This window comes from Bacillus pfraonensis (assembly GCF_050768835.1).
GTDB classification, from domain to species: domain Bacteria; phylum Bacillota; class Bacilli; order Bacillales; family Bacillaceae_G; genus Bacillus_A; species Bacillus_A pfraonensis.
In genome coordinates, this window is the sequence record NZ_JAHCDO010000008.1 from 142,876 (window position 1) to 165,850 (window position 22,975).

General features: G+C 37.4%; 19 protein-coding genes and 2 pseudogenes. 16 read left to right on the plus strand and 5 right to left on the minus strand.

Features of this window, described 5'->3' with window-relative positions; translation table 11 throughout:
* The first annotated feature begins 78 nt into the window (after positions 1-78).
* Genes KFD70_RS09535 through KFD70_RS09550 form a run of 4 tightly spaced genes read left to right on the plus strand, consistent with a single transcriptional unit; the run spans position 79 to position 3,442 of the window.
* Entirely contained in the window at positions 79-981 is a 903-nt protein-coding gene (locus tag KFD70_RS09535) for an ABC transporter ATP-binding protein (RefSeq protein ID WP_336451522.1), read from the plus strand.
* The gene (locus KFD70_RS09540; RefSeq protein ID WP_336451523.1) at positions 978-1,712 is read left to right on the plus strand and encodes an ABC transporter permease; all 735 of its coding nucleotides are present in this window, start codon (positions 978-980) and stop codon (positions 1,710-1,712) included. Before KFD70_RS09535 ends, KFD70_RS09540 begins: the two co-directional genes overlap by 4 nt.
* Positions 1,713-2,843 (plus strand): sensor histidine kinase, encoded by a 1,131-nt coding sequence (locus tag KFD70_RS09545; protein ID WP_336451524.1) that lies wholly within the window; start codon positions 1,713-1,715, stop codon positions 2,841-2,843.
* Entirely contained in the window at positions 2,840-3,442 is a 603-nt protein-coding gene (locus KFD70_RS09550) for a response regulator transcription factor (protein WP_336451525.1), read from the plus strand. The genes KFD70_RS09545 and KFD70_RS09550 overlap by 4 nt, the downstream gene beginning before the upstream one ends.
* A gap of 38 nt (positions 3,443-3,480) precedes the next feature.
* On the opposite strand, the pseudogene KFD70_RS09555 reads toward KFD70_RS09550, so the two are convergent.
* Positions 3,481-3,925, minus strand: a pseudogene (locus KFD70_RS09555) (M4 family metallopeptidase); the annotation flags it as partial.
* A gap of 225 nt (positions 3,926-4,150) precedes the next feature.
* Between KFD70_RS09555 and KFD70_RS09560 the strand changes: the two are divergent.
* Positions 4,151-5,005 (plus strand): helix-turn-helix domain-containing protein, encoded by an 855-nt coding sequence (locus tag KFD70_RS09560; protein WP_336451526.1) that lies wholly within the window; start codon positions 4,151-4,153, stop codon positions 5,003-5,005.
* A gap of 157 nt (positions 5,006-5,162) precedes the next feature.
* Entirely contained in the window at positions 5,163-5,309 is a 147-nt protein-coding gene (locus KFD70_RS09565; RefSeq protein ID WP_336451527.1) for a quorum-sensing peptide PapR, read from the plus strand.
* A 39-nt stretch (positions 5,310-5,348) separates the two neighbouring features.
* Here the strand turns inward: KFD70_RS09565 and KFD70_RS09570 are convergent, their stop codons facing one another.
* From KFD70_RS09570 to cls, 3 genes are all read right to left on the minus strand, one after another.
* A complete protein-coding gene (locus KFD70_RS09570; protein ID WP_336451528.1) occupies positions 5,349-8,033 on the minus strand; it encodes a DUF4084 domain-containing protein in 2,685 nt (894 codons plus the stop codon).
* Positions 8,034-8,112: 79 nt separating this feature from the next.
* Positions 8,113-9,066 carry a UV DNA damage repair endonuclease UvsE gene (gene uvsE, locus KFD70_RS09575; protein ID WP_336451529.1) on the minus strand — a complete coding sequence of 318 codons (954 nt, stop codon included), beginning with the start codon at positions 9,064-9,066 and terminating at the stop codon, positions 8,113-8,115.
* Positions 9,067-9,111: 45 nt separating this feature from the next.
* Positions 9,112-10,305, minus strand: a complete 1,194-nt coding sequence (cls, locus tag KFD70_RS09580; RefSeq protein WP_336451530.1) for a cardiolipin synthase — start codon at positions 10,303-10,305, stop codon at positions 9,112-9,114.
* Between the two features lie 204 nt (positions 10,306-10,509).
* Between cls and KFD70_RS09585 the strand changes: the two genes are divergently transcribed.
* From KFD70_RS09585 to pyrG, 8 genes and pseudogenes are all read left to right on the plus strand, one after another.
* A complete protein-coding gene (locus KFD70_RS09585) occupies positions 10,510-12,615 on the plus strand; it encodes a (Fe-S)-binding protein (protein WP_336451531.1) in 2,106 nt (701 codons plus the stop codon).
* Between the two features lie 9 nt (positions 12,616-12,624).
* Positions 12,625-13,909: pseudogene (locus KFD70_RS09590) on the plus strand (acetyl-CoA C-acetyltransferase).
* Between the two features lie 19 nt (positions 13,910-13,928).
* Complete coding sequence (locus tag KFD70_RS09595; protein ID WP_336451532.1) at positions 13,929-14,780, plus strand: 3-hydroxybutyryl-CoA dehydrogenase; 852 nt, start codon at positions 13,929-13,931, stop codon at positions 14,778-14,780.
* Between the two features lie 92 nt (positions 14,781-14,872).
* Entirely contained in the window at positions 14,873-16,003 is a 1,131-nt protein-coding gene (locus KFD70_RS09600; protein WP_336451533.1) for an acyl-CoA dehydrogenase, read from the plus strand.
* A 26-nt stretch (positions 16,004-16,029) separates the two neighbouring features.
* Positions 16,030-17,169 (plus strand): acyl-CoA dehydrogenase AcdA, encoded by a 1,140-nt coding sequence (gene acdA / locus KFD70_RS09605; protein WP_336451534.1) that lies wholly within the window; start codon positions 16,030-16,032, stop codon positions 17,167-17,169.
* 63 nt (positions 17,170-17,232) lie between these two features.
* On the plus strand, positions 17,233-17,862 hold the full coding sequence (locus tag KFD70_RS09610) for a TetR/AcrR family transcriptional regulator (protein ID WP_336451535.1): 630 nt from the start codon (positions 17,233-17,235) through the stop codon (positions 17,860-17,862).
* 515 nt (positions 17,863-18,377) lie between these two features.
* Positions 18,378-18,896, plus strand: a complete 519-nt coding sequence (gene rpoE, locus KFD70_RS09615; RefSeq protein ID WP_336451536.1) for a DNA-directed RNA polymerase subunit delta — start codon at positions 18,378-18,380, stop codon at positions 18,894-18,896.
* 257 nt (positions 18,897-19,153) lie between these two features.
* Entirely contained in the window at positions 19,154-20,761 is a 1,608-nt protein-coding gene (gene pyrG / locus KFD70_RS09620) for a CTP synthase (protein ID WP_336451537.1), read from the plus strand.
* 35 nt (positions 20,762-20,796) lie between these two features.
* Here pyrG and KFD70_RS09625 read toward each other — a convergent pair whose 3' ends face one another.
* On the minus strand, positions 20,797-21,324 hold the full coding sequence (locus KFD70_RS09625; RefSeq protein WP_336451538.1) for a DUF2529 domain-containing protein: 528 nt from the start codon (positions 21,322-21,324) through the stop codon (positions 20,797-20,799).
* A gap of 206 nt (positions 21,325-21,530) precedes the next feature.
* On the opposite strand from KFD70_RS09625, the gene spo0F reads away from it, so the two are divergent.
* Both spo0F and KFD70_RS09635 read left to right on the plus strand, forming a co-directional pair.
* A complete protein-coding gene (gene spo0F / locus KFD70_RS09630) occupies positions 21,531-21,899 on the plus strand; it encodes a sporulation initiation phosphotransferase Spo0F (RefSeq protein WP_016112701.1) in 369 nt (122 codons plus the stop codon).
* Positions 21,900-22,110: 211 nt separating this feature from the next.
* Complete coding sequence (locus KFD70_RS09635; RefSeq protein ID WP_243525283.1) at positions 22,111-22,968, plus strand: class II fructose-bisphosphate aldolase; 858 nt, start codon at positions 22,111-22,113, stop codon at positions 22,966-22,968.
* Positions 22,969-22,975: the final 7 nt, after the last annotated feature.

The following is a 22,975-nucleotide window of genomic DNA, read 5'->3' on the forward strand; positions in this document are numbered from 1 at the left end:
ATGTCATGACGTAACTTACTGTTTTCCATCTCTTCCAATTTATACAATATAAATATAAGGAACAGCGGAGGTGGAGAGATGGAAAAGATTATTGAAGTAAACAGTGTTTCAAAAACATTTAAACATAAAAAAGCTGTAAATAACGTTTCATTTCATGTGGAGAAGGGGCAAATTGTTGCACTGCTTGGGCCAAATGGTGCAGGGAAAACAACGACGATATCAATGATGCTTGGATTAAAGGATCCATCAGAAGGAGGTATTTCTGTATTTGGAAAGAGCCCGAAGCATCGAGACGTTCGTAATCGCCTTGGCGCAATGCTGCAAGAGGTAAGTGTAATTGATAGTATATCAGTTGGCGAAGCTATTGATTTGTTTCGTAGCTATTATATGAATCCAGTTGCAAAAGAAACATTGCTTCAGTTATCAAACTTAGAGTCAGAAATAAAGCAACGATGTGAAAAACTATCTGGTGGTCAGAAAAGACGGTTGAATTTTGCACTCGCACTTGCTGGAAATCCGGATTTATTATTTTTAGATGAACCGACTGTAGGAATGGATATTACGTCTAGAAAGAATTTCTGGGAAACGATTCGAAAGCTAGCAAGTGAAGGGAAAACAATCATTTTAACAACGCATTATTTAGAAGAAGCGGATGCATTAGCAAATCGTATTTTATTATTTGCTAATGGAAAAGTCATTGCAGATGGTACACCAGAGGAAATGAAAGCGACGATTTCTCAAAAAACGATTTCATTTTATTCAAAAGAAAATATTCCGACAGGATTGCTGAAGGAATTACCGCATGTAACAGGAGTGAAATCACATGAAGGGCGCTTTATCCTAACAACAGGCGATACGGATGCTACGTTACAAGCAATTTATCAAAAGAGTTTACCTGTTACAGATGTTTCAGTTGAACGTGGCAGTCTTGATGAAGCATTTGAACAGTTTGTTGCAAATCAGAAGGAGGGAATTGCATGAAAGCATTATGGATGCAATGCAAAATAGAAATCTTACGTACATTTCGCAATAAATTATTTATCTTTTTTTCATTATTAATGCCAGTTTTGTTTTATTACATTTTTACAAACGTGATTCAAGTGCCGCAAAATGGTGCGGCATGGCAAGCGCATTATTTAATTTCAATGGCAACTTTCAGTATTGTAGGAACAGCGCTTTTTAGTTTTGGTGTGAGAATTTCACAAGAAAAAGGGCAAGGATGGACACATCTTTTAAAAATTACGCCACTTCCAGAGGGAGCATATTTAACGGCTAAAATTATTTCTCAAACAGTGGTAAATGCTTTTTCAATACTTGTGATCTTTATTGCAGGGATATTAATTAATGACGTATCGTTAACAATTGGGCAATGGATTGGTGCTGGATTATGGTTGTTATTAGGTGTTACACCATTTTTAGCATTAGGAACGGTTATTGGTTCCATTAAGAAAGCAGATGCAGCTGCGGGGCTTGCTAACATTTTAAATATGAGTTTAGCAGTGTTAGGCGGTTTATGGATGCCAATTGAAGTTTTCCCGAAAGTATTAAGAACAATTGGAGAATGGACACCAACATATCACTTTGGAAGCGGAGCATGGGATATTGTCGATGGGAAATCGATAGGATGGGAAAATATCGCGATGTTAGGAGGTTATTTCCTTATATTTGTTGTAATATCAATATATATAAGAAAGAGACAGGAAGCGGTATAAATGACAGAAAATAAGCAGTTTGAATTTTTTCCAAAACATATGGGGTTCTTCCCATATATGTGGTTTGTGTATTTACTATTTCCAATTTACAATTTAACGCAAGTATCAGGATGGAAGCTTTTAATGGGTATTGGTATGCTGATCATTTTTGTTATCACATACCGTCAACTTTATTTTGCGAAGAAGACATTTATTTTATGGGCATGTATTCAAATGGTGCTTATATTCTTATTTGCCTTACTTTATAATCCTTTTATGATCTTTTTTGGATTTTTTACAGCAAGTGCAATGGGATTTGCACCAAGTAAAAAGGTATTTCGAGTATTATTTGTTCTTTTAATTGTAATGCTTGTAGGCTTTATACTTGTATATCTTGAACAATTAACAACTACAAGTTTAGTTAATATTGTTCCAATGTTTATCTTAATGATTCTTACACCGTTTGGTATGCGTAATTTCAATCAAAAAAAGATGTTAAAGAACCAGCTACATCAAGCAAACGAACAAATTAAAGATTTAGTAAAACGTGAAGAACGACAGCGAATCGCAAGGGACCTCCACGATACGTTAGGGCATACATTATCTCTGATTACTCTAAAAAGCCAACTTGTTGAGAAGTTGATTGTGAAAAATCCAGAGCGTGCAAGCTTAGAAGCGAAGGAAATTACGCAGACATCTCGTACAGCTTTAAAACAATTGCGTGAATTGATTTCCGATATGCGGATGATTACTGTGGAAGAAGAGTTGGAACAAATAAAAGTTATCCTGCAAGCTGCTAATATTTCACTAGAGGTAGAGCAAACAGCGAGTTCAAGTGCATTATCACCACTTGAGCAAAATATTTTAGGGATGTGTTTGCGAGAAGCGGTAACAAATGTCGTCAAGCATAGTAAGGCAGCGATATGTACAGTTTCTTTATTTGAAACACAGGGAGAACTTATTTTGCAGGTTAAGGATAATGGAGTGGGATTACAAAAGCAAAGTCATGATGGGAATGGCATATTAGGTATGAAAGAACGGCTCGCACTGATTGATGGAGAACTTGAACTAGAGGAACTGCATCCGGGGACGATGTTAATCGTGAAGGTTCCAATTGTAATTAGAACGGGAAAAGATGAGGTGAGGGCATGATTCGAATTATTATTGCAGAGGATCAACGAATGCTTCGTGGGGCATTAGGAGCGCTTCTTGATTTAGAAGATGATATTGAAGTGGTTGGGCAAGCGGAAAATGGAGAAGAAGCTTTAAAATTAATTGAAAAGTTGCAGCCAGATGTCGGTATTATGGATATTGAAATGCCGATTCAAAGCGGATTAGATGTTGCAGAGATGCTACAGAAGAAAAAATCACCATGCAAGGTAATGATGTTAACAACATTTGCACGTCCAGGTTATTTTGAAAGGGCGATGAAAGCAGGAGTTCATGGGTATTTACTAAAAGATAGCCCGAGTGAAGATTTAGCGGCAGCGATTCGCAACGTGATGCAGGGAAAACGAGAGATTTCTCCTGAATTAATGTTTGGGTTATGGCAGGAACAAAATCCATTATCAGATCGAGAGAAAGAAGTACTACTGTTAGCGAAAGAGGGAAAAACAGCAAATGAAATTGCAAAAGTACTCTATCTTTCACCTGGCACAGTGCGAAATTATATTTCAGAAGTATTAACAAAGCTAAATGCTAAAAATAGAATTGAAGCGATTACGATTGCTGAAGAAAAGGGTTGGATATAAAAAGATGTTTACCAGTTATAGTGGTAAACATCTTTTTTTGCATCTCTTACAATTTGTAAGGAGTTATAGAATTTAGATTTTACTTCATTTTTCGACAAAATATTTGTTATAGTAAGAGGAGGTTGCTGTTCTAGGTTTTGGGCAACTTTACCACTAACAGTCTTAATTGCCTCATGCTTATCTACTTTAACAACGATGTCTTGACCATATATTTTGTCACTTTTATATGTTTGGAAAAGACTTACTTCGGCTTGATTTTCTTTTGCCTTTTTATTTGTAGGTTGAAAGCCAACATTTTTTCAGTGGTAACTTGTTTTTGTTACGCGTTAACCTCTTGTACTTCACCCTTTAAGTATTTTTAGCAATATTTCCTACTGTGATGTTTTGTAGTTCAGTTTATGTACGAATTATTGAAACTAGGTTGAGCAACTTCAACGTTCGCTTCACTTTTATCAATTTCTGGGGCACGAGAATTGCTTCCATTGATAAAGGCTAGAGTAGACCAAAAGTAAGGAATACACTAGCAACTTTTCTATCATTCATTTCTAACACTACGAGTATTGTATCTGTCTAAGATGATTTATAAGAAAAGTTTGCTAAATTTATACATGTTATGCAATATTTCATGTCAAAAATTGTCGAAAACCAGTATTGTAGTGGTATGACAACTTCGGAAGTTAGATTTCTGTAATGGGATGGTGAACAATTATGCACGCAGAAAAGCTGGGAGCAGAAATAAAGAAAATTAGAATGTTAAGAGGTTTAACACAAAAACAGTTATCTGATAATATATGTCATCAATCAGAAGTGAGCAGAATTGAATCAGGCTCAGTATATCCAAGTATGGATATACTCCAAGGAATTGCAGCAAAGCTAAGAGTTCCCATCATTCATTTTTATGAGGTACTCATTTATTCTGATATTGAAAGAAAGAAACAGTTTAAAGATTATATTCTATTACTCTGTAAGCAAAAGAAATATAAAGAAATTTATAATAAAGTCTGGGAGGAACTCAAAAAAGATGAGTATCATCCAGAATTTCAACAATTTCTTCAGTGGCAGTATTATTTGGCAGCGTATATGTTAAAAAAGATAAGTTATGAATATTGTATTTTAGAACTAAAAAAATTACTCAACCAAGAATTAGCAGGAATTGATGTATTTCAAAATTTATATATAGAAAATGCTATAGCAAACATTTATGCAGAAAATGGATGTTTCAAAAAAAGTATTGAGTTGTTTGAAGATATTTTAAAACAATTGGAATCTCTCCATAGCAATGAAGAATTTGCTGTAAAGGTTAGATATAATCATGCAAAAGCACTGTATTTAGATAATCGATATGAAGAGGCGCTTTATCAGGTTATAAAGGCAATTGAAATCTCTTGTCGTATTAATAGCATGTCATTAATTGGACAATTACAATATCAAAAAGGTGAATGTCTTGAAAAGCTAGGAAATGCAAAAGAAGACATTCAAGAAGCTTATGAAAAAGCGTTGTTCTTCTTTGATTTATTAGAACTGCATGAGTATAAAGATACACTTTTAAAAAAATTAAAGTGATGCTTTTCTTGGTAAGGAGCTTATTAATGGGATAAAAACGAGTTTTTTATAAGAGTAGATAGAATTAAGGTTTGGACATTAATGGATATGCATAATTGCATATAGGATGGATAAATTTTCATGATATATTGAAAGAAAAACATGTGGGTGATGGAATATGAAAAAGCTACTTATCGGTAGTATGTTGACGTTAGCGATGATATGGGGTATTTCTCTTGGAGATAAATTATTAGATGAAAGTTATGGAGTCATTCATAACAATCAAGAAGTACAGTTGGCTTCTGATTTACCATTTGAATACTAAGATAAAAAAAGAACCCTGGCGAGGGTTCTTTTTTAGATGTTAAGAAGAATGAATTTGTAGTTGTTTCTGTAATAAATTCAATACTTTATGAGAAGAAACTGGTTTACTAATTAAAAAGCCTTGAATATGGTCGCAATTTTGGTGGTGTAAAAATGACCATTGTTCATGTGTTTCAACGCCTTCAGCAATAACGTTAAGCTGCAAATCTTTTGCTAGTGTAATAATAGAAGACGTAATGGCCTCCTCTAACGGATTATTATGAATTTGACTTATGAACTCTCTTGCGATTTTGAGTGTGTGAATTGGATATTTTGTTAAATAGGATAATGAGCTATAACCTGTTCCAAAGTCATCAATTGAAATTTGAACGCCAATTTCTTGCAGTTGCTCTAGCTTTTCAATTACTGATTGTTTTTTGTTAAGAGCAATACTTTCAGTAATTTCGAGATCTAATGCTTGCGGAGCTAAACTCGTTTCTTTTAATACTCTTGAGATCGTTGAAATTAATTCCCCATCATTAAATTGTACGACTGATAAATTTACACCAACTTTTAATTGGGTAAATCCTTCATCATGCCATTTTTTGGCTTCCTGGCAAGCAGTTCGTAGAATCCATTCTCCGAGTTTAATAATAAATCTCGTTTCTTCTGCAATAGGGATGAACTGTGCAGGTGACACAATCCCAAGCTTTGGATGTTTCCAACGAATCAATGCTTCGAAGCCGATAATTTCTTCTGTTCTTGTATTGACTTGTGGTTGGTATTGTAAGAAGAATTCATTTTGCTGCAATGCTTTTGAAAGTTCTCCTTCTAAAAATTGCGTTTCATTTTCAACAATGCTCATTTCTTCTGAGAAGAAAACAAATTTATTTTTTCCGGTTGCTTTTGCACGGTACATAGCAATATCTGCATGTTTCATGAGTTCTGTTACATTTGTGCCGTGATCAGGAAACATGGCGATTCCGATACTTGGTGTAATAGATAATTCTTCATTTTTGATAAAAAACGGTTTGTTTAATGCGGTTAATAACCGCTCAGCGATAAAGCCTGCACTTTTTTGTGAATAGACATCCGGCAACATGAGCGTAAATTCGTCTCCACCTTGACGTGCAACGATATCTCGAGTGCACAAGCAATTTTGGAATCTTTTGGAGACTTCAATGAGTAATAAATCTCCTACATCATGTCCAAGTCGATCATTAATTTTTTTGAATCGGTCTAAATCTACAAATAATACGGCTAGCGATGTTTGATTTATACTTAGTTTATTTAAAGTAGTCTGTAAGTCTAGTTCAAATTTGCGGCGATTAGGTACTCCTGTAAGCGCATCATGAAAGGCTAAGTGTTCAATTTGTTTTTGTTTTTCATTTAACTCGGTAATATCACGAGCGATGCCAAACATTCCTATTACAAACTTTTCAACTATAATAGGAATGAGTGTCATATGCAGGTGAAAGTAGCGATTTTCTGCCATTCTTTTTGTACGTATTTCTAAGGTTTGTGGTTTTCCCTCTTTTGTACGCTGTAAGGCAGCTTCTACCAGTTTATAATCATTTACATCAATGAAATGGAAAAGGGTATAACTAGTATCTTCACAATAATATGCTTTAAATAAGTTGGTACATGCCTTATTTGTACTTTGAAAATTCCCGTTTAAATCAAGTGAAAAAACAGCATCAGGATGATCTTCAAATAATGACCTATAGCGTTGTTCACTTCTAGAAAGAGCATGAATGCCTTCTTTTACTTTATCCTCTAGTTGTATAGTTAATTCTTCATACGTATGAATCAGGTTTTGATTATCTTTCCACATATAAAGTTGTCTTAAGAATAATAAGACTAAAGAGACTACAAAACCGATTAAAATAGGTTTTTTTTGTGAATATTCAACTATTATAAAAATAGAAACTGCAACGATACTAAAAAATGGTAAAATAAACCGAATGTAGTCAAAGCGATAATACTTTATTTTTGTTGGATTTGTGACAGGTTTATTTAATACATATAGCAATGCAGACAGTCCAATGGACAAAATAGAAATTGTATGAACAAGATAGATTAATTCAGCAGAAGCTATTATTCCTCTGTAAAATTTATAAATATAACTATAAATAAGTATAGAAGAAAAACCAATAATTAAAGCGATCCTACTAGAAGAGTGTTGTTCTCTTCTATATAAACTAATGACTGCGTATACGACCGATGATTGGGCGATAAAATACCCTGTTAAAATCCACATTTCTACTGTAATCGCGTTAAGGCTTGGTATAGGAAGGATAACAGTAAATATGAAATATATATTCATAATAATGATAAAAATACTATCAAATAAAAATTGAGATAGAGCCTTTATTGAATAATTTTTTGTGAATTTTACTGCGAAAGCAATGAATAATAAAATGTATTGTATGATGAAAAACGGTAGTGCTTCATATGAAAAAATAGCTTGTTTGTAAATCGAAAGCACTTGAAAGTAAAGCGTGATTTCCATTGTAAAACCGAATAGGCAAGTACATAAGATGAGTATCCAAAATAGTCTTTCTTCCTTAGTAATCTTCCGAATTGTCTTATATAAACAATAACAGGATAAGAGTGTAGCAAAGCAAAATAAGAAAAGGATTCCAATCTCTTTTCCAAGCCAGCTTTGTGGGATTATTGTAATCCATAGAAGAAATATACAACAATAAAAAATAAAGAAATTTATATATATTTTGTGTTCATTCATTGCATGACTCCATTTCAAAAAATACTATATTATAATAATATCGCATTAGAGAAAGTGGAATCATGAAAAAACGTTACAATTACCATTGTAACGTTGCACCACTTGTTCGTTTTATTCCTCTAATAGAAGCGAGTTCATCCACTAATTGAAAAAGTGCTAGATCTTTTTGTTTACTCTCAATCATGATGTCAAAATCTTTATTGACTGCTTTAGCAATGTGCAAAAAGGGTCTTATAAATGTAGCGTCAATATAGTCAGCGTGAGCTCTGAATTCCTTTTCTGACTTTGGCGAAGAAATATGAACTTTAGGAATTGTATTTGTATGATTCCACGTTTCAAAAATAGCTGGTAATAGCTTTTCCAATGGTTCGCCGCATGGATTTGCCATATGATGATGGTAATCGAATACGAAAGGGATTTGTTCTTGATTACAAACAGCTAATGTTTCAGAAGCTGTATAGGTTTTATCATCATTTTCAAGAGTCATTTGCTGCCTGATATGTGGCGGTAACTTTTTTATATTCTCATGAAAGCGTAGGATAGCCTTTTCTTTGTTGCCATATGCACCCCCTACATGAATGTTAATATAAGAAGAATCTGCTAATTCCATTGCGTCTAATACGTTATAGTGATATGTCATATCTAGAACGGCATTTTCTGTAATGTGAGGTTTGTCACTTGTAAATAATGTGAACTGATTTGGATGAAAGCTCACTCGTAAATTATGCTCTCGGATTAATTCCCCCATTTTACGCCAAAATGGTGCGAATATATGGATATAATCAAAATCGACTTCAGGGTGCGTTGCCAGTGGAACGATAGAAGAAGATAATCGATATAAGGGAATTTCATGTGCGATATTGTAATGCAGGATACGTAATGTATGCATAAGGTTTTGTTTTGTAACATTATATAGTTTCTCTTCTCGTTCCTGTTTGCCAAGCTTTTTCCACGTTGTAAATGTCATTGTTTTAGCAGGGGAACAGTCCCACAAAGCCACTGCATGTGAGACATACCCAAAGCGCATAATCATCTGCTCTACCCCCGTTATTTATTATTTACTTATAAAAGTTTCATTTCATAAGAAGAACGCTAGTAACGTCCCAATCCATTCTTTTCCTTTATCGACGAGAGAGAGAGAGGAAACATCTTTCCAAGTAAGCAATGAAGAGCCTTCAATATCTTTGCTAATTTGAACCTTAATTTCTTGTATAAAAGCTGGATCATAAAGGAGACAATTTATTTCATGATTGATATATAAACTTCTCATATCAAAATTAGCTGTTCCAATATCACAAGTATGATTATCTACCATAATAATTTTGGCATGAAAAAACCCTTGTTGAAATTCGTAAATATTACAACCTGCTTGTATCAATTTTCGGCAGTATGGTAATTTTGCTTCGCGAACGAGTGGATGATCTGCCTTTTTTGGAACAAGAATTGTAACGCGAACACCTCGCTTTTTTGCTTGTAATAACGCATTCATCACTATTTTTCCTGGAATGAAATAGGGCGTCCCAATGTATAATTCTTCTTTTGCACTTTCAATAAGTGATACAAATGTTTCCTGTAAATAGGCCCCGTCTGTTGGGATAAAACGGTGCACTATAGGTCCTGGTAGCTGTTTAGGAAAAAATGATGCTTCTTCTAGCAAATCTTCATTTGTATCATCGCGCCAATCGTGCAAAAACTGTTTTTGTAGATCTTGTACGCCTTCTCCAGTCAGGCGTAAATGATAATCACGCCAAAGGCCAAGTTCTGGATCATGACCTAAATATTCCTCTCCGATGTTGAACCCCCCAATATAGCCAACTTTCCCATCGATAATCGTAATTTTTCTATGATTTCTTTGGTTTGCAGAAAAAAAGAGAAAAGGGATCTTGATTTTATGACAATATGAAAAAGATACACCATGTTGCCTGAGTGAGCGAATGGATTCATCTGATAAATGATGACTTCCTATACGATCGAGAAGGAGACGTACTTCTATACCCTGTTTTGCTTTTTCAGTGAGAAGCTGTAAAAAGGTTTGACTAATTTCATCATTTTTGACAATGAAAAATAAAATATGTATATGATGCTTCGCCTCCTGTATATCCAGAAGTAAATCATTGTATAAATTTGTGCCCCATGTATATAATTTAAAATCGCTGCATCGTAAAGGAAAAGAGCGGGGTTTTATTTTTTTTAAATGATGTTTTCTTCCGAGTAAAAGGTCGAGTGAAATCCATATGATTAAGCCTGTTAGTAAGAGAGATAAAAAGACCATTATCAAATTACCTCCTGAGAATTCATTCTTATAGTTTCACCTAAATAAATAGCTTTATGAAAAAATGTTGTGTTGTATAACAAAAAACTGTTGACTGAATGCTCACTCATTATATAATGGGAATAGGGGATATAATTCAGAAAATTATTTATTTTCGAAGATTCTAAAAGAAAGAGGGCTTACAAAGAGAGGGGTAGCATAAAAATGAATAGCTTACTGATTATGAATTGGCTGGCTTCCATTGCTGTTATTGTTTATGCGGGATATTTGTTTGTATATCTTATACGAACGAGGATGGCCTACATACAATTAGGAAAAAAAGTAGAATTTGATCGTCGCTTTAAAGAACGATGGGATCTTCTGAAGGTCAACGTTTTCGGCCAAAAAAAATTGCTGAAAGATAAAAAAAGCGGCATCATGCACGTTATGTTTTTTTATGGATTTATTCTTGTCCAATTTGGAGCAATAGACTTCATTTGGAAAGGACTTGCACCAGGATCACATCTTCCACTTGGACCACTATACCCTGCATTTACATTCTTCCAGGAAATTGTCACACTAATGATTTTAATCGCAGTTTTTTGGGCTTTTCATAGAAGATACGTTGAAAAGCTTGTTCGTTTAAAACGTAATTTTAAATCGGGCCTTGTTCTTATCTTTATTGGAGGTTTGATGCTTTCTGTACTACTTGGTAACGGTATGGGCCTTATATGGCACGGAGAGGAACTTTCATGGAGCGAACCAATTGCTTCTGGAATCGCTTATGTTTTTTCGGGGATAAATGAAACCGTAGCCATTTCGGTGTTCTATTTCTCTTGGTGGTTGCATCTACTTATTTTGTTAACGTTTTTAGTTTATGTACCACAATCGAAACATGCACATTTAATTGCTGGACCGGCCAATGTATTTTTTAGCCGTCTTTCTAATCCAGGAAAGCTTGAAAAAATTGATTTTGAAGATGAAACACAAGAAACATTTGGTGTTGGAAAAATTGAAGACTTTAGACAGAATCAGCTCATTGATTTATACGCTTGCGTAGAGTGTGGGCGCTGTACAAATATGTGTCCGGCAACAGGGACAGGAAAAATATTGTCGCCGATGGATTTAATTGTAAAACTTCGCGACCATCTGACAGATAAGGGGGCAGCGGTAACCTCAAAGGTACCGTGGGTTCCGGCAGTTGCGTTTAACAAAACACAAGGAAATCAGTTAGCGATGGCGGCTGGACAAGGACAACAAGAATCAGCAGCGGCACTTGCTTATGATCCAAGCTTAATTGGGGATGTCATTACAGAAGAAGAAATTTGGGCATGTACAACATGCCGTAACTGTGAAGATCAGTGTCCAGTTATGAATGAGCATGTCGACAAAATTATTGATTTACGCCGTTATCTTGTTTTAACAGAAGGAAAGATGGATGCGGAAGCGCAGCGTGCAATGACAAATATTGAGCGCCAAGGAAATCCGTGGGGGCTGAATCGTAAAGAGCGTGAAACATGGCGCCAAGGCGATGATGAAGTAACAGTTCCGACTGTGAAAGAGAAAACAAAAGCTGGCGAAGAGTTTGAATATTTATTCTGGGTTGGCTCTATGGGATCGTATGATAACCGCAGTCAGAAAATTGCGATATCATTTGCGAAGTTGATGAATAAAGCAGGCATATCATTTGCGATTCTTGGTAACAAAGAAAAGAACTCTGGAGATACACCACGCCGCCTCGGAAATGAATTCGTGTTCCAGGAGATGGCAACTAAAAATATTGAGGAGTTTGAAAAAGCAGGTGTGAAGAAAATCGTTACGATTGATCCGCATGCCTATAACACATTTAAAAATGAGTATCCAGACTTTGGCTTACAAGCAGAAGTCTATCACCATACAGAATTATTAGAACAGTGGGTGAAAGAAGGGCGATTAGAGCCAGTTCACCGTATTGAAGAAACGATTACGTATCATGATTCCTGTTATTTAGGAAGATATAACGAAGTATATGAAGCACCACGCAATATTTTAAAAGCAATTCCAGGTGTAAATGTTGTTGAGATGGAGCGTAATCGTGAAACAGGCATGTGCTGCGGCGCAGGTGGCGGGCTTATGTGGATGGAAGAAACAACAGGCTCACGCATTAACGTTGCGCGTACAGAACAAGCACTTGCAACGTCACCGTCAATTATTGGTACGGGGTGTCCGTATTGTTTAACGATGATTAGTGATGGTACGAAAGCAAAAGAGGTAGAGGAAAAAGTTCAAACGCTTGATATAACAGAGATTTTAGAACGCTCTGTAATTGGGCCTAAGAAAGAAGTTATGTAATACGTAAGAATCCATACAACTTTAGAAAGAGGTGCAAGATTTGCACCTCTTCTCAGCGTAAGAGTACCGAGCGGGCGCTCAGCGCCGAAAAAAAGAAATGGGGGAAATAAAAGTGGTAAGAACAGTTATTTTAAGTGCTGCAAGAACACCGGTTGGAAAGTTTGGAGGATCTTTAAAGGATGTAAAAGCAACGGAACTTGGAGGAATCGCGATTAAAGCTGCGCTTGAGAGAGCGGACGTTGCTGCAAATGATGTTGAAGAAGTTATATTTGGAGCGGTAATTCAAGGAGGGCAGGGACAAATTCCTTCTCGTCAAGCAGCGAGAGAAGCTGGGCTTCCTTGGGAAACGCGTACGGAAACGGTGAATAAAGTTTGTGCATCTGGCCTTCGCTCTGTGACGTTAGCGGATCAAATTATTCGTACTGGAGATCAAACACTTATTGTAGCAGGCGGAATGGAATCCATGAGCAATAGCCCTTATATTTTGCAAGGCGCACGCTGGGGATACCGGATGGGACATAATCAAGTTGCTGATTTAAATGTAGTAGACGGCTTAACATGTGCATTTTCTGGTATACATATGGGCGTGTATGGCGGAGAAGTTGCGAAGGAGGACGGAATCTCTCGCGAAGCGCAAGATGAATGGGCGTACCGTAGCCATCAACGCGCAGTTGCGGCGCAAAAGGAAGGAAGATTTGAAGAAGAAATCGTTCCTGTTTCAGTACCACAGCGAAAAGGAGATCCGATTGTTGTGACAAAAGATGAAGCGCCGCGTGAAGATACAACGGTTGAAAAGTTAGCAAAATTAAAACCTGTATTCGATCCGTCAGCGGCAGTAACAGCTGGGAATGCACCAGGGTTAAACGATGGCGGGGCAGCGCTTGTATTAATGAGCGAGGACAGAGCGCAGCAAGAAGGAAGAAAGCCATTAGCAACAATTTTAGCGCATACAGCAATTGCGGTGGAATCGAAAGATTTTCCAAGAACGCCAGGTTATGCGATTAATGAGCTTTTGAAGAAAACAGGTAAGACGGTGGATGAGATTGATTTATTCGAAATCAATGAAGCGTTCTCGGCAGTTGCGATTGCAAGTGCTAATATTGCAGGAATTGATCCAGAGAAAATTAACGTAAACGGTGGCGCGGTTGCGATGGGGCATCCAATTGGAGCAAGCGGTGCACGAATTATTGTAACGCTTATTCATGCACTAAAGCAGCGCGGCGGCGGAATTGGAATCGCATCGATTTGCAGCGGCGGTGGTCAAGGCGACGCGATTATGATTGAGGTTCACTAATAAAAAGGGGGAGAAAAAAATGAGTGTACAAAAAATAGTTGTAATCGGTGCGGGGCAAATGGGTTCGGGTATTGCACAAGTATGTGCAATGGCAGGATATAACGTGTATATGCAAGACTTGAAACAAGAGCAATTAGATCGAGGATTAGCTATTATTACAAAAAATTTAGCTAGACAAGTAGAGAAAGGGCGTATGGATGCAGAGGTTAAAGAATCGACTTTAAATCGCCTTACAGCAACGCTTGAACTAGATTGTGTAAAGGAAGCGGATCTTGTCATTGAAGCAGCTGTTGAAAAAATGGATATTAAAAAGAAGATTTTCGCGAATTTAGATGAAATTGCACCAGAACATGCGATTTTAGCGACGAATACATCTTCTTTACCAATTACGGAAATTGCAGCGGTAACAAAGCGTCCAGAGAAAGTAATTGGGATGCACTTTATGAATCCAGTTCCGGTTATGAAGCTTGTAGAAATCATCCGCGGACTTGCAACAGACGATGCGGTATACGAAACAATTGAAGATATTACAAAGAAAATTGGAAAAGTACCTGTTGAAGTAAATGACTTCCCTGGATTTGTTTCCAACCGTATTTTATTACCGATGATCAATGAAGCGATTTATACGTTATATGAAGGCGTAGCGACGAAAGAAGCGATCGATGAAGTGATGAAGCTCGGCATGAATCATCCAATGGGACCATTAACATTAGCAGATTTTATCGGTTTAGATACATGTTTATACATTATGGAAGTTCTGCACGAAGGATTAGGAGATAGTAAGTATCGCCCATGTCCATTATTACGTAAATATGTAAATGCTGGCTGGCTAGGAAGAAAAACAGGCCGCGGCTTCTATGTGTACGAGTAGAAAGCAAGGGTAGGTAGGTCTCCCTCTTTGTATAAAGTAGTGGTCTTACCAGGAATTCGAAAGAAGAAATATAGCAAATGGAGGCGGGGCATATGAATTTTCATTTTACAGAAGAGCAGCAGATGATGAGGAAAATGGTTCGAGATTTCGCACAGAAGGAAATTGCTCCCTTTGTTCCAGAGATGGAACAAGGGGTGTTTCCTAGAGAAATTTTGACGAAGATGGGTGAACTTGGACTGATGGGAATCCCAGCGCCAGCAAAATATGGCGGTGCAGAAATGGACTTCATTTCTTACATTTTAGCTATCGAAGAATTATCAAAGGTAAGTGCGACAATTGGTGTTATTTTGGCGGTGCATACATCGGTTGGAACAAATCCTATCCTATATTTTGGAACAGAAGAACAAAAGCAAAAATATGTTTCCAAACTAGCAACGGGTGAATATTTAGGAGCGTTTGCTTTAACGGAGCCGAATGCAGGTTCAGATGCAGGTAGTTTAAAATCAAGAGCCAAAAAGCAAGGCGATCATTATGTTATTAATGGATCAAAAGTATTTATTACAAACGGCGGTGAGGCGGATACATATATCGTATTTGCTTCTACAAATCCAGATGCAGGGAAAAGCGGGATTTCCGCGTTTATTGTAGAGAAAGATACGCCAGGTTTAATCGTAGGAAAAGACGAACATAAGATGGGACTGCTTGGCTCTCGTACCGTGCAATTAACGTTTGAAGATATGAAAGTTCCGGCAGAGAATTTACTTGGTGAAGAAGGACAAGGGTTTAAAGTTGCGATGGCAAATCTAGATGTCGGCCGTATTGGTATTGGAGCGCAGGCACTTGGAATTGCTGAGGCAGCGCTAGCATGTGCAGTGGATTATGCGAAGGAGCGTCAGCAATTTGGGAAGCCAATTGCCGCGCAGCAAGGACTTGGTTTTAAACTAGCGGATATGGCTACGAGTGTAGAAGCGGCAAGGCTACTTGTATATAGAGCGGCATCACTTAGAGCGCAAGGGCTTCCGTGCGGAAAAGAGGCATCTATTGCCAAGTTGTTTGCTTCGAAAACAGCGGTGGATGTTGCAATTGAAGCCGTGCAAGTATTTGGTGGTTATGGTTATACGAAAGATTATCCAGTTGAGCGATTTTTCCGTGATGCGAAAATTTGTGAGATTTATGAAGGAACGAGTGAAATACAAAGACTTGTTATTAGCCGGGCACTATAAGAGGACGAGAGCGGGGAGGAAGAAACATGCATTTTAAATTATCAGAAGAACATGAAATGATAAGAAAAATGGTTCGAGATTTTGCGAGAAATGAAGTGGCGCCAACAGCTGCGGAGCGCGATGAAGAAGAACGATTTGACCGCGCTTTATTTGATCAAATGGCAGACCTTGGTTTAACAGGAATCCCGTGGCCTGAAGAATACGGTGGGATTGGAAGCGATTACTTAGCGTATGTGATTGCTGTAGAAGAATTATCCCGTGTTTGCGCTTCTACGGGCGTTACGTTATCTGCTCATACTTCACTTGCTGGCTGGCCTATTTTTAAATTTGGAACAGAAGAGCAAAAACAAAAGTTTTTACGTCCGATGGCAGAAGGAAAGAAAATCGGTGCATACGGCTTAACAGAGCCAGGATCTGGTTCAGATGCGGGCGGAATGAAAACGACGGCAAAGCGTGATGGAGATCATTACATTTTAAATGGTTCCAAAATTTTCATTACAAACGGTGGTATAGCGGATATTTATGTTGTCTTTGCATTGACGGATCCAGAATCGAAGCAGCGCGGCACAAGTGCATTTATCGTAGAAAGTGATGCACCAGGATTTTCAGTTGGTAAGAAAGAGAGCAAGCTTGGGATTCGCTCTTCTCCAACAACAGAAATCATGTTTGAAGATTGTCGCATCCCTGCTGAGAATTTACTTGGTGAAGAAGGACAAGGATTCAAAATTGCCATGCAAACATTAGATGGTGGACGTAATGGCATTGCGGCGCAAGCTGTTGGTATTTCACAAGGAGCTTTAGATGCTTCAGTGGAGTATGCGAGAGAACGCCATCAGTTTGGGAAGCCGATTGCCGCGCAGCAAGGAATTGGTTTTAAATTAGCGGATATGGCAACAAATGTAGAGGCTGCACGCCTATTAACATATCAAGCTGCTTGGTTAGAATCAGAAGGACTTCCATATGGGAAAGAATCAGCGATGTCGAAAGTATTTGCTGGCGATACAGCAATGAAAGTAACGACGGAAGCGGTGCAAGTATTTGGTGGTTACGGTTATACGAAAGATTACCCGGTAGAACGATTCATGCGTGATGCAAAGATTACGCAAATTTATGAGGGAACACAAGAGATTCAAAGACTTGTAATTTCTCGCATGTTAACGAAATAAGAGAAAAAGCGTAGGGACTTTCCTACGCTTTTTCCTTCCAAATAGTAGAGAGAGGTGAAGGGGATGGTTAAGCATAATGTGCATGCGTCTGTGAAAGATGAGAAACTAGTTGCACTAAGACGTGAGCAAATGATTAAAGGAGCTGTACAGCTTTTTAAGCAAAAGGGATTTCCGCGTACAACAACTAGGGAAATTGCAAAAGCGGCTGGATTTAGTATTGGGACACTTTACGAATATATCCGTACGAAAGATGACGTGTTGTATTTAGTTTGTGATAGTATTTATGAACATGTAAAAGAACGATTAGAAGAAGTCGTCTACACAGAAAAAGGAAGCGTCCAAAGTTTAAGGATAGCTATTACGAATTATTTTAAAGTAATGGATGAGTTGCAAGAGGAAGTATTAATTATGTATCAAGAAGTGCGCTTTTTACCGAAAGAGTCTTTGCCGTATGTACTAGAAAAAGAGTTTCAAATGGTGGGGATGTTTGAAAACATTTTAGAACAGTGCACGAAAAATGGTGTATTTACATTAACGAAAAAGGAAATACAACTGCTGGCTCATAATATTTTCATCCAAGGACAAATGTGGGGATTTAGACGCTGGGCACTGCAAAAGCTTTATACATTAGAGGAATATACAGAGATGCAGATTAGGTATGTATTGAATGGAGCGCACATGATTTCGAAATAAAAAGCTATATAAATACAAAAAGCACTTTTTTAGATGGAAGAGAGCATCCGGCCATGTATAGAAGCGGTCGGTGCCTTTTTGAGCCCATGCCGAGTAAAACCAGAAGGAGAAGATGAGAGGAAGTCTGTTTTTGCATTCATAGCCGCGAATTATATGCTGGAGATCTAACATATAGGAATACAAATTGAAAAACTAATAGAAACTTTTTTAGATGGAAGAGAGCATCCGGCCATGTATAGAAGCGGTCGGTGCCTTTTTTGTCCCCATGCCGAGTGAAACTAGAAGGAGAAAATGAGAGAAAGTCCGTATTTGTATTCATAGCCTTGATTTATATAGTCCCTACAAGTTAATCTCGTAAATAATAGTCTATAATCACTTTTATCAATTCCTCATAAAAGTTTCCCGTTTTTTTTGTAGCATATTTGTTGGAGTTTTGTTTATAATGAATAGTATGGATTTTTTTAAACAGGCCGTTATATATAGGATTATATTTTAAGAAAGGAAGTGCCGCATAAGTGGATTTTAAGCAATATTCACCAGAAGAGCTACAAGAATTTTCCATGATTGAAGTTGTACATAGTGTTTTAGAGGATAAAAGACAAGCAACGTCATTCCAGGATTTAGTTCAAGAAATCGCTCAAGTGCTGGGACTATCTCAAGAGCAAGTTGCTGCGAAGATCGCACAATTTTATACAGATTTAAATATCGATGGACGTTTCATCAATTTAGGAGAAAACCGTTGGGGGCTTCGTAGCTGGTACCCATACGAGCAAATTGATGAAGAAATCTTACCTCAACCAAAGGCTAAGAAAAAGCGTAAAGTTGAAGAGGATGAAGACTTTGATGACTACATTGAAGAAGACGAAGAAGACTTTGACGATGATACTGAAGAAGACAACGATGATGATGTAGAAGATTTAGACGAGGTTCTCGATGAAGACGAAGATCTTGATGATTTAGATGATGAAGATGATGATGAATTCGCTGAAGAAGAACTCGAGTATGATGAAACAGAAGAAGAGGAAGAACTGTAGTTCTTGACTTTTCATTATCGTCCATGTAGAATCATTTTTGGGCTCTTTAAAACAGGACGATAATACTTTTAAAGTGTAAATATAAAAGAAAATTGCTCCCTACTTATTACTTTTTGTGATGAGGGGAGCAATTTTCTTTTTTGTTTTTTGTTTAGAAAATAAAAAGAGTCTAACAATAAGATAGATACGGTGTTATCTACATACGTTGCGTTTTGCAACGATGATTATATAACAACAAAGTAGAAGGGAGTACTTTCATGACTAAGTATATTTTCGTAACAGGCGGTGTAGTATCTTCTTTAGGAAAAGGGATTACAGCAGCATCTCTTGGAAGACTTTTAAAAAATCGTGGTTTAAACGTAACAATTCAAAAGTTTGACCCATACATTAACGTAGACCCAGGGACAATGAGCCCATACCAACACGGTGAGGTATTCGTAACAGATGATGGTGCAGAAACAGACTTAGACCTTGGTCACTATGAGCGTTTCATTGACATCAACTTAAACAAATACAGCAACGTAACAACAGGTAAAATTTACTCTTCTGTTCTTCAAAAAGAGCGTCGTGGTGAATATTTAGGAGGAACAGTTCAAGTTATTCCTCACATTACAAATGAAATTAAAGAGCGTGTATATCGTTCGGGCCGCGAAACAAATGCGGACGTTGTTATTACAGAAATCGGAGGAACTGTTGGTGACATTGAGTCTCTACCATTCCTAGAAGCAATTCGCCAAATTAAGAGCGATATTGGCCGTGACAACGTAATGTACATTCATTGTACATTAATCCCGTACTTAAAAGCAGCGGGTGAAATGAAAACAAAACCAACGCAACATAGCGTGAAAGAACTTCGTAGCTTAGGTATTCAGCCAAATATTATCGTTGTTCGTACAGAAATGCCTGTTTCTCAAGATATGAAAGACAAGCTTGCATTATTCTGTGACATTGATACAAAAGCAGTTATTGAAGCGCGCGATGCAGATACATTATATGCAGTTCCATTATCTCTTCAAGAGCAAAATATGGACCAAATCGTTTGCGATCACTTAAAACTAGACAACCCAGCTGCAGATATGACAGAGTGGACTGCATTAGTTGAAAAAGTACGTAATCTTTCTAAGAAAACAAAAATTGCTCTTGTTGGTAAATATGTAGAGCTTCAAGATGCATACATCTCTGTTGTAGAAGCACTTCGTCATGCAGGTTACTCATTCGATACAGATGTAGAAGTAAAATGGGTAAACGCTGAGCACGTAACAGCAGAAAATGTAAAAGAATTAGTTGGCGACACAGACGGTATCCTTGTACCAGGTGGCTTCGGCGATCGCGGTGTAGAAGGAAAAATCGCTGCAATTCAATACGCGCGTGAAAATAAAGTTCCATTCTTAGGAATTTGCTTAGGTATGCAGCTTGCATCAATCGAATTTGCACGTAACGTACTAGGATTAGAAGGTGCTAACTCTTCTGAAATTAATCCTGACACACCTTACCCAATTATCGATCTATTACCAGAACAAAAAGATGTAGAAGACTTAGGTGGTACACTTCGTCTTGGTCTATACCCATGTAAGCTTACTCCAGAAACAAATGCTTACAATGCGTATAACGAACCAGTTGTATACGAGCGTCATCGTCATCGTTATGAGTTCAACAACGAATTCCGTAAAGACATGGAAGGCGCTGGATTTATCTTCTCTGGTACAAGCCCAGACGGCCGTTTAGTAGAAATCATTGAATTACAAAATCATCCTTGGTTCGTGGCAGCACAGTTCCACCCAGAACTTGTATCTCGTCCAAACCGTCCACAACCGTTGTTCCATGATTTCGTAAAAGCTTCTATTACGAATAAAGAAAGCAAGTAATACAAAAGGCGTCCAAATTTGGACGCCTTTTTCCTTTACTCATATTCGTCTATCATTTCATCGATTGTAAATTTTATTCCATGATAAGCAAATAGAGATAAGATTAAACTTGGGAACCCATAACGGTTTCCTTCATCATCGGGGATTAAACCTTTTAGCAATTTTGTATCAATATGTACATCTGTGAATTGCTCTAGTGAGACTTCGCCATTTTGGATAGCCGAAATACCAACAATGGAGTGCCCTTCTTCTTGCAGCCCTTTCGCCAATGAAATGATATTTTCATCTGTTGAAAAACGACTGATAAGAAGTACGCGGTCTGCGGATGTAACCTCTGCTTGGTTACCATTTTCTATTAAGCGCTTTGCTTGTTTTAGAGGCTCTGCACCGTGCAATGCTTCTGAAACCACGCCTTCCATTTCTTGTGTACCGTGTAAATAAACGATGCCATCACCAACTAACGCTTGGGCAAGTAGACGGGCGCTATCTTCTATGTTCATCTCTTCTTTTTGAGAAATTCTTGTGAAATAGCCGCTTAGCTGAGTGGAAAAAATTTTTAACATCATATTGCTCCTTTCGAATATGTTAGGGCGGCTTTCATTATAGCCTATTTTTTCAGAAAGTCGAAGTAATAGGGGTGGCACAACAAAATGGTAGGAGGTAAAATAAGAAAGAACAGGAAGGAATTTGGTAAAGAGTAGCGAAAGTAAAATCGATATAGATATAAGAAGCTTTTAATCTTGTATTTACTACAGAAAGGTTGGGGATTATGGAAGGGAAAATTTTAATCGTTGATGATCAATATGGCATTCGTGTGTTGTTGCATGAAGTGTTCCAAAAAGAAGGTTATCAAACGTTCCAAGCAGCAAATGGATTTCAAGCTTTAGATATCGTGAAAAAGGATAATCCAGATTTAGTTATCTTAGATATGAAAATTCCAGGTATGGATGGTATAGAGATTTTAAAACATGTAAAAGAAATTAATGAAGATATTAAAGTGATTTTAATGACTGCTTATGGGGAGCTTGATATGATTCAAGAAGCAAAGGATTTAGGAGCTTTAATGCATTTTGCGAAGCCGTTTGATATTGATGAAATTCGTCAAGCAGTACGAAATGAAATTACTGTAGAGGCTTAAAAAATGAATTTTTTATAAAAAATATGGAAAAAAGCGTTTACATGGACTGATGAGCAGGTGAATACAGTTGAGTTTTTGAGTACAAGTTGTTATCCTATTGAGTGTAGAAAAAAGTCCGGTATGTAAATATACATGTTTTACCTTATTCTGGTCATACTACCAGCGATAAGAACTTATCGGATACAAAAAACGTTTTTTAGGAGGATTCACCATGCCTTTAGTTTCCATGAAAGAAATGCTAAACAAAGCACTAGAAGGAAAATACGCAGTTGGTCAATTCAACATGAACAACTTAGAGTGGACTCAAGCTATCTTAGCTGCTGCGGAAGAAGAAAAATCTCCTGTAATTCTAGGTGTATCTGAGGGTGCAGCTCGTCATATGACTGGTTTCAAAACAGTTGTAGCTATGGTTAAAGCTTTAATCGAAGAAATGAACATCACTGTTCCTGTAGCGATTCACCTTGACCATGGTTCAAGCTTCGAAAAATGTAAAGAAGCAATCGATGCAGGTTTCACATCTGTAATGATCGACGCTTCTCACCACCCATTCGAAGAAAACGTAGAAACTACTAAAAAAGTAGTAGAATACGCACACGCTCGTAACGTATCTGTAGAAGCTGAGCTTGGTACAGTTGGCGGACAAGAAGACGATGTAATCGCTGAAGGCGTTATCTACGCTGATCCTGAAGAGTGTAAACACCTTGTTGAAGCAACAGGTATCGATTGCCTAGCTCCAGCTTTAGGTTCTGTACACGGTCCTTACAAAGGTGAGCCTAACTTAGGATTTAAAGAAATGGAACAAGTTCGTGACTTCACTGGTGTACCTTTAGTACTTCACGGTGGTACTGGTATCCCAACTGCTGATATCGTAAAAGCTATTTCTTTAGGTACTTCAAAAATCAACGTAAACACTGAGAACCAAATCGAGTTTACAAAAGCTGTTCGTGAAGTATTAAACAAAGACCAAGAAGTTTACGATCCTCGTAAATTTATCGGACCTGGCCGCGAAGCTATCAAAGCAACTGTTATTGGTAAAATTCGTGAATTCGGTTCTAACGGTAAAGCGTAAGAATAAA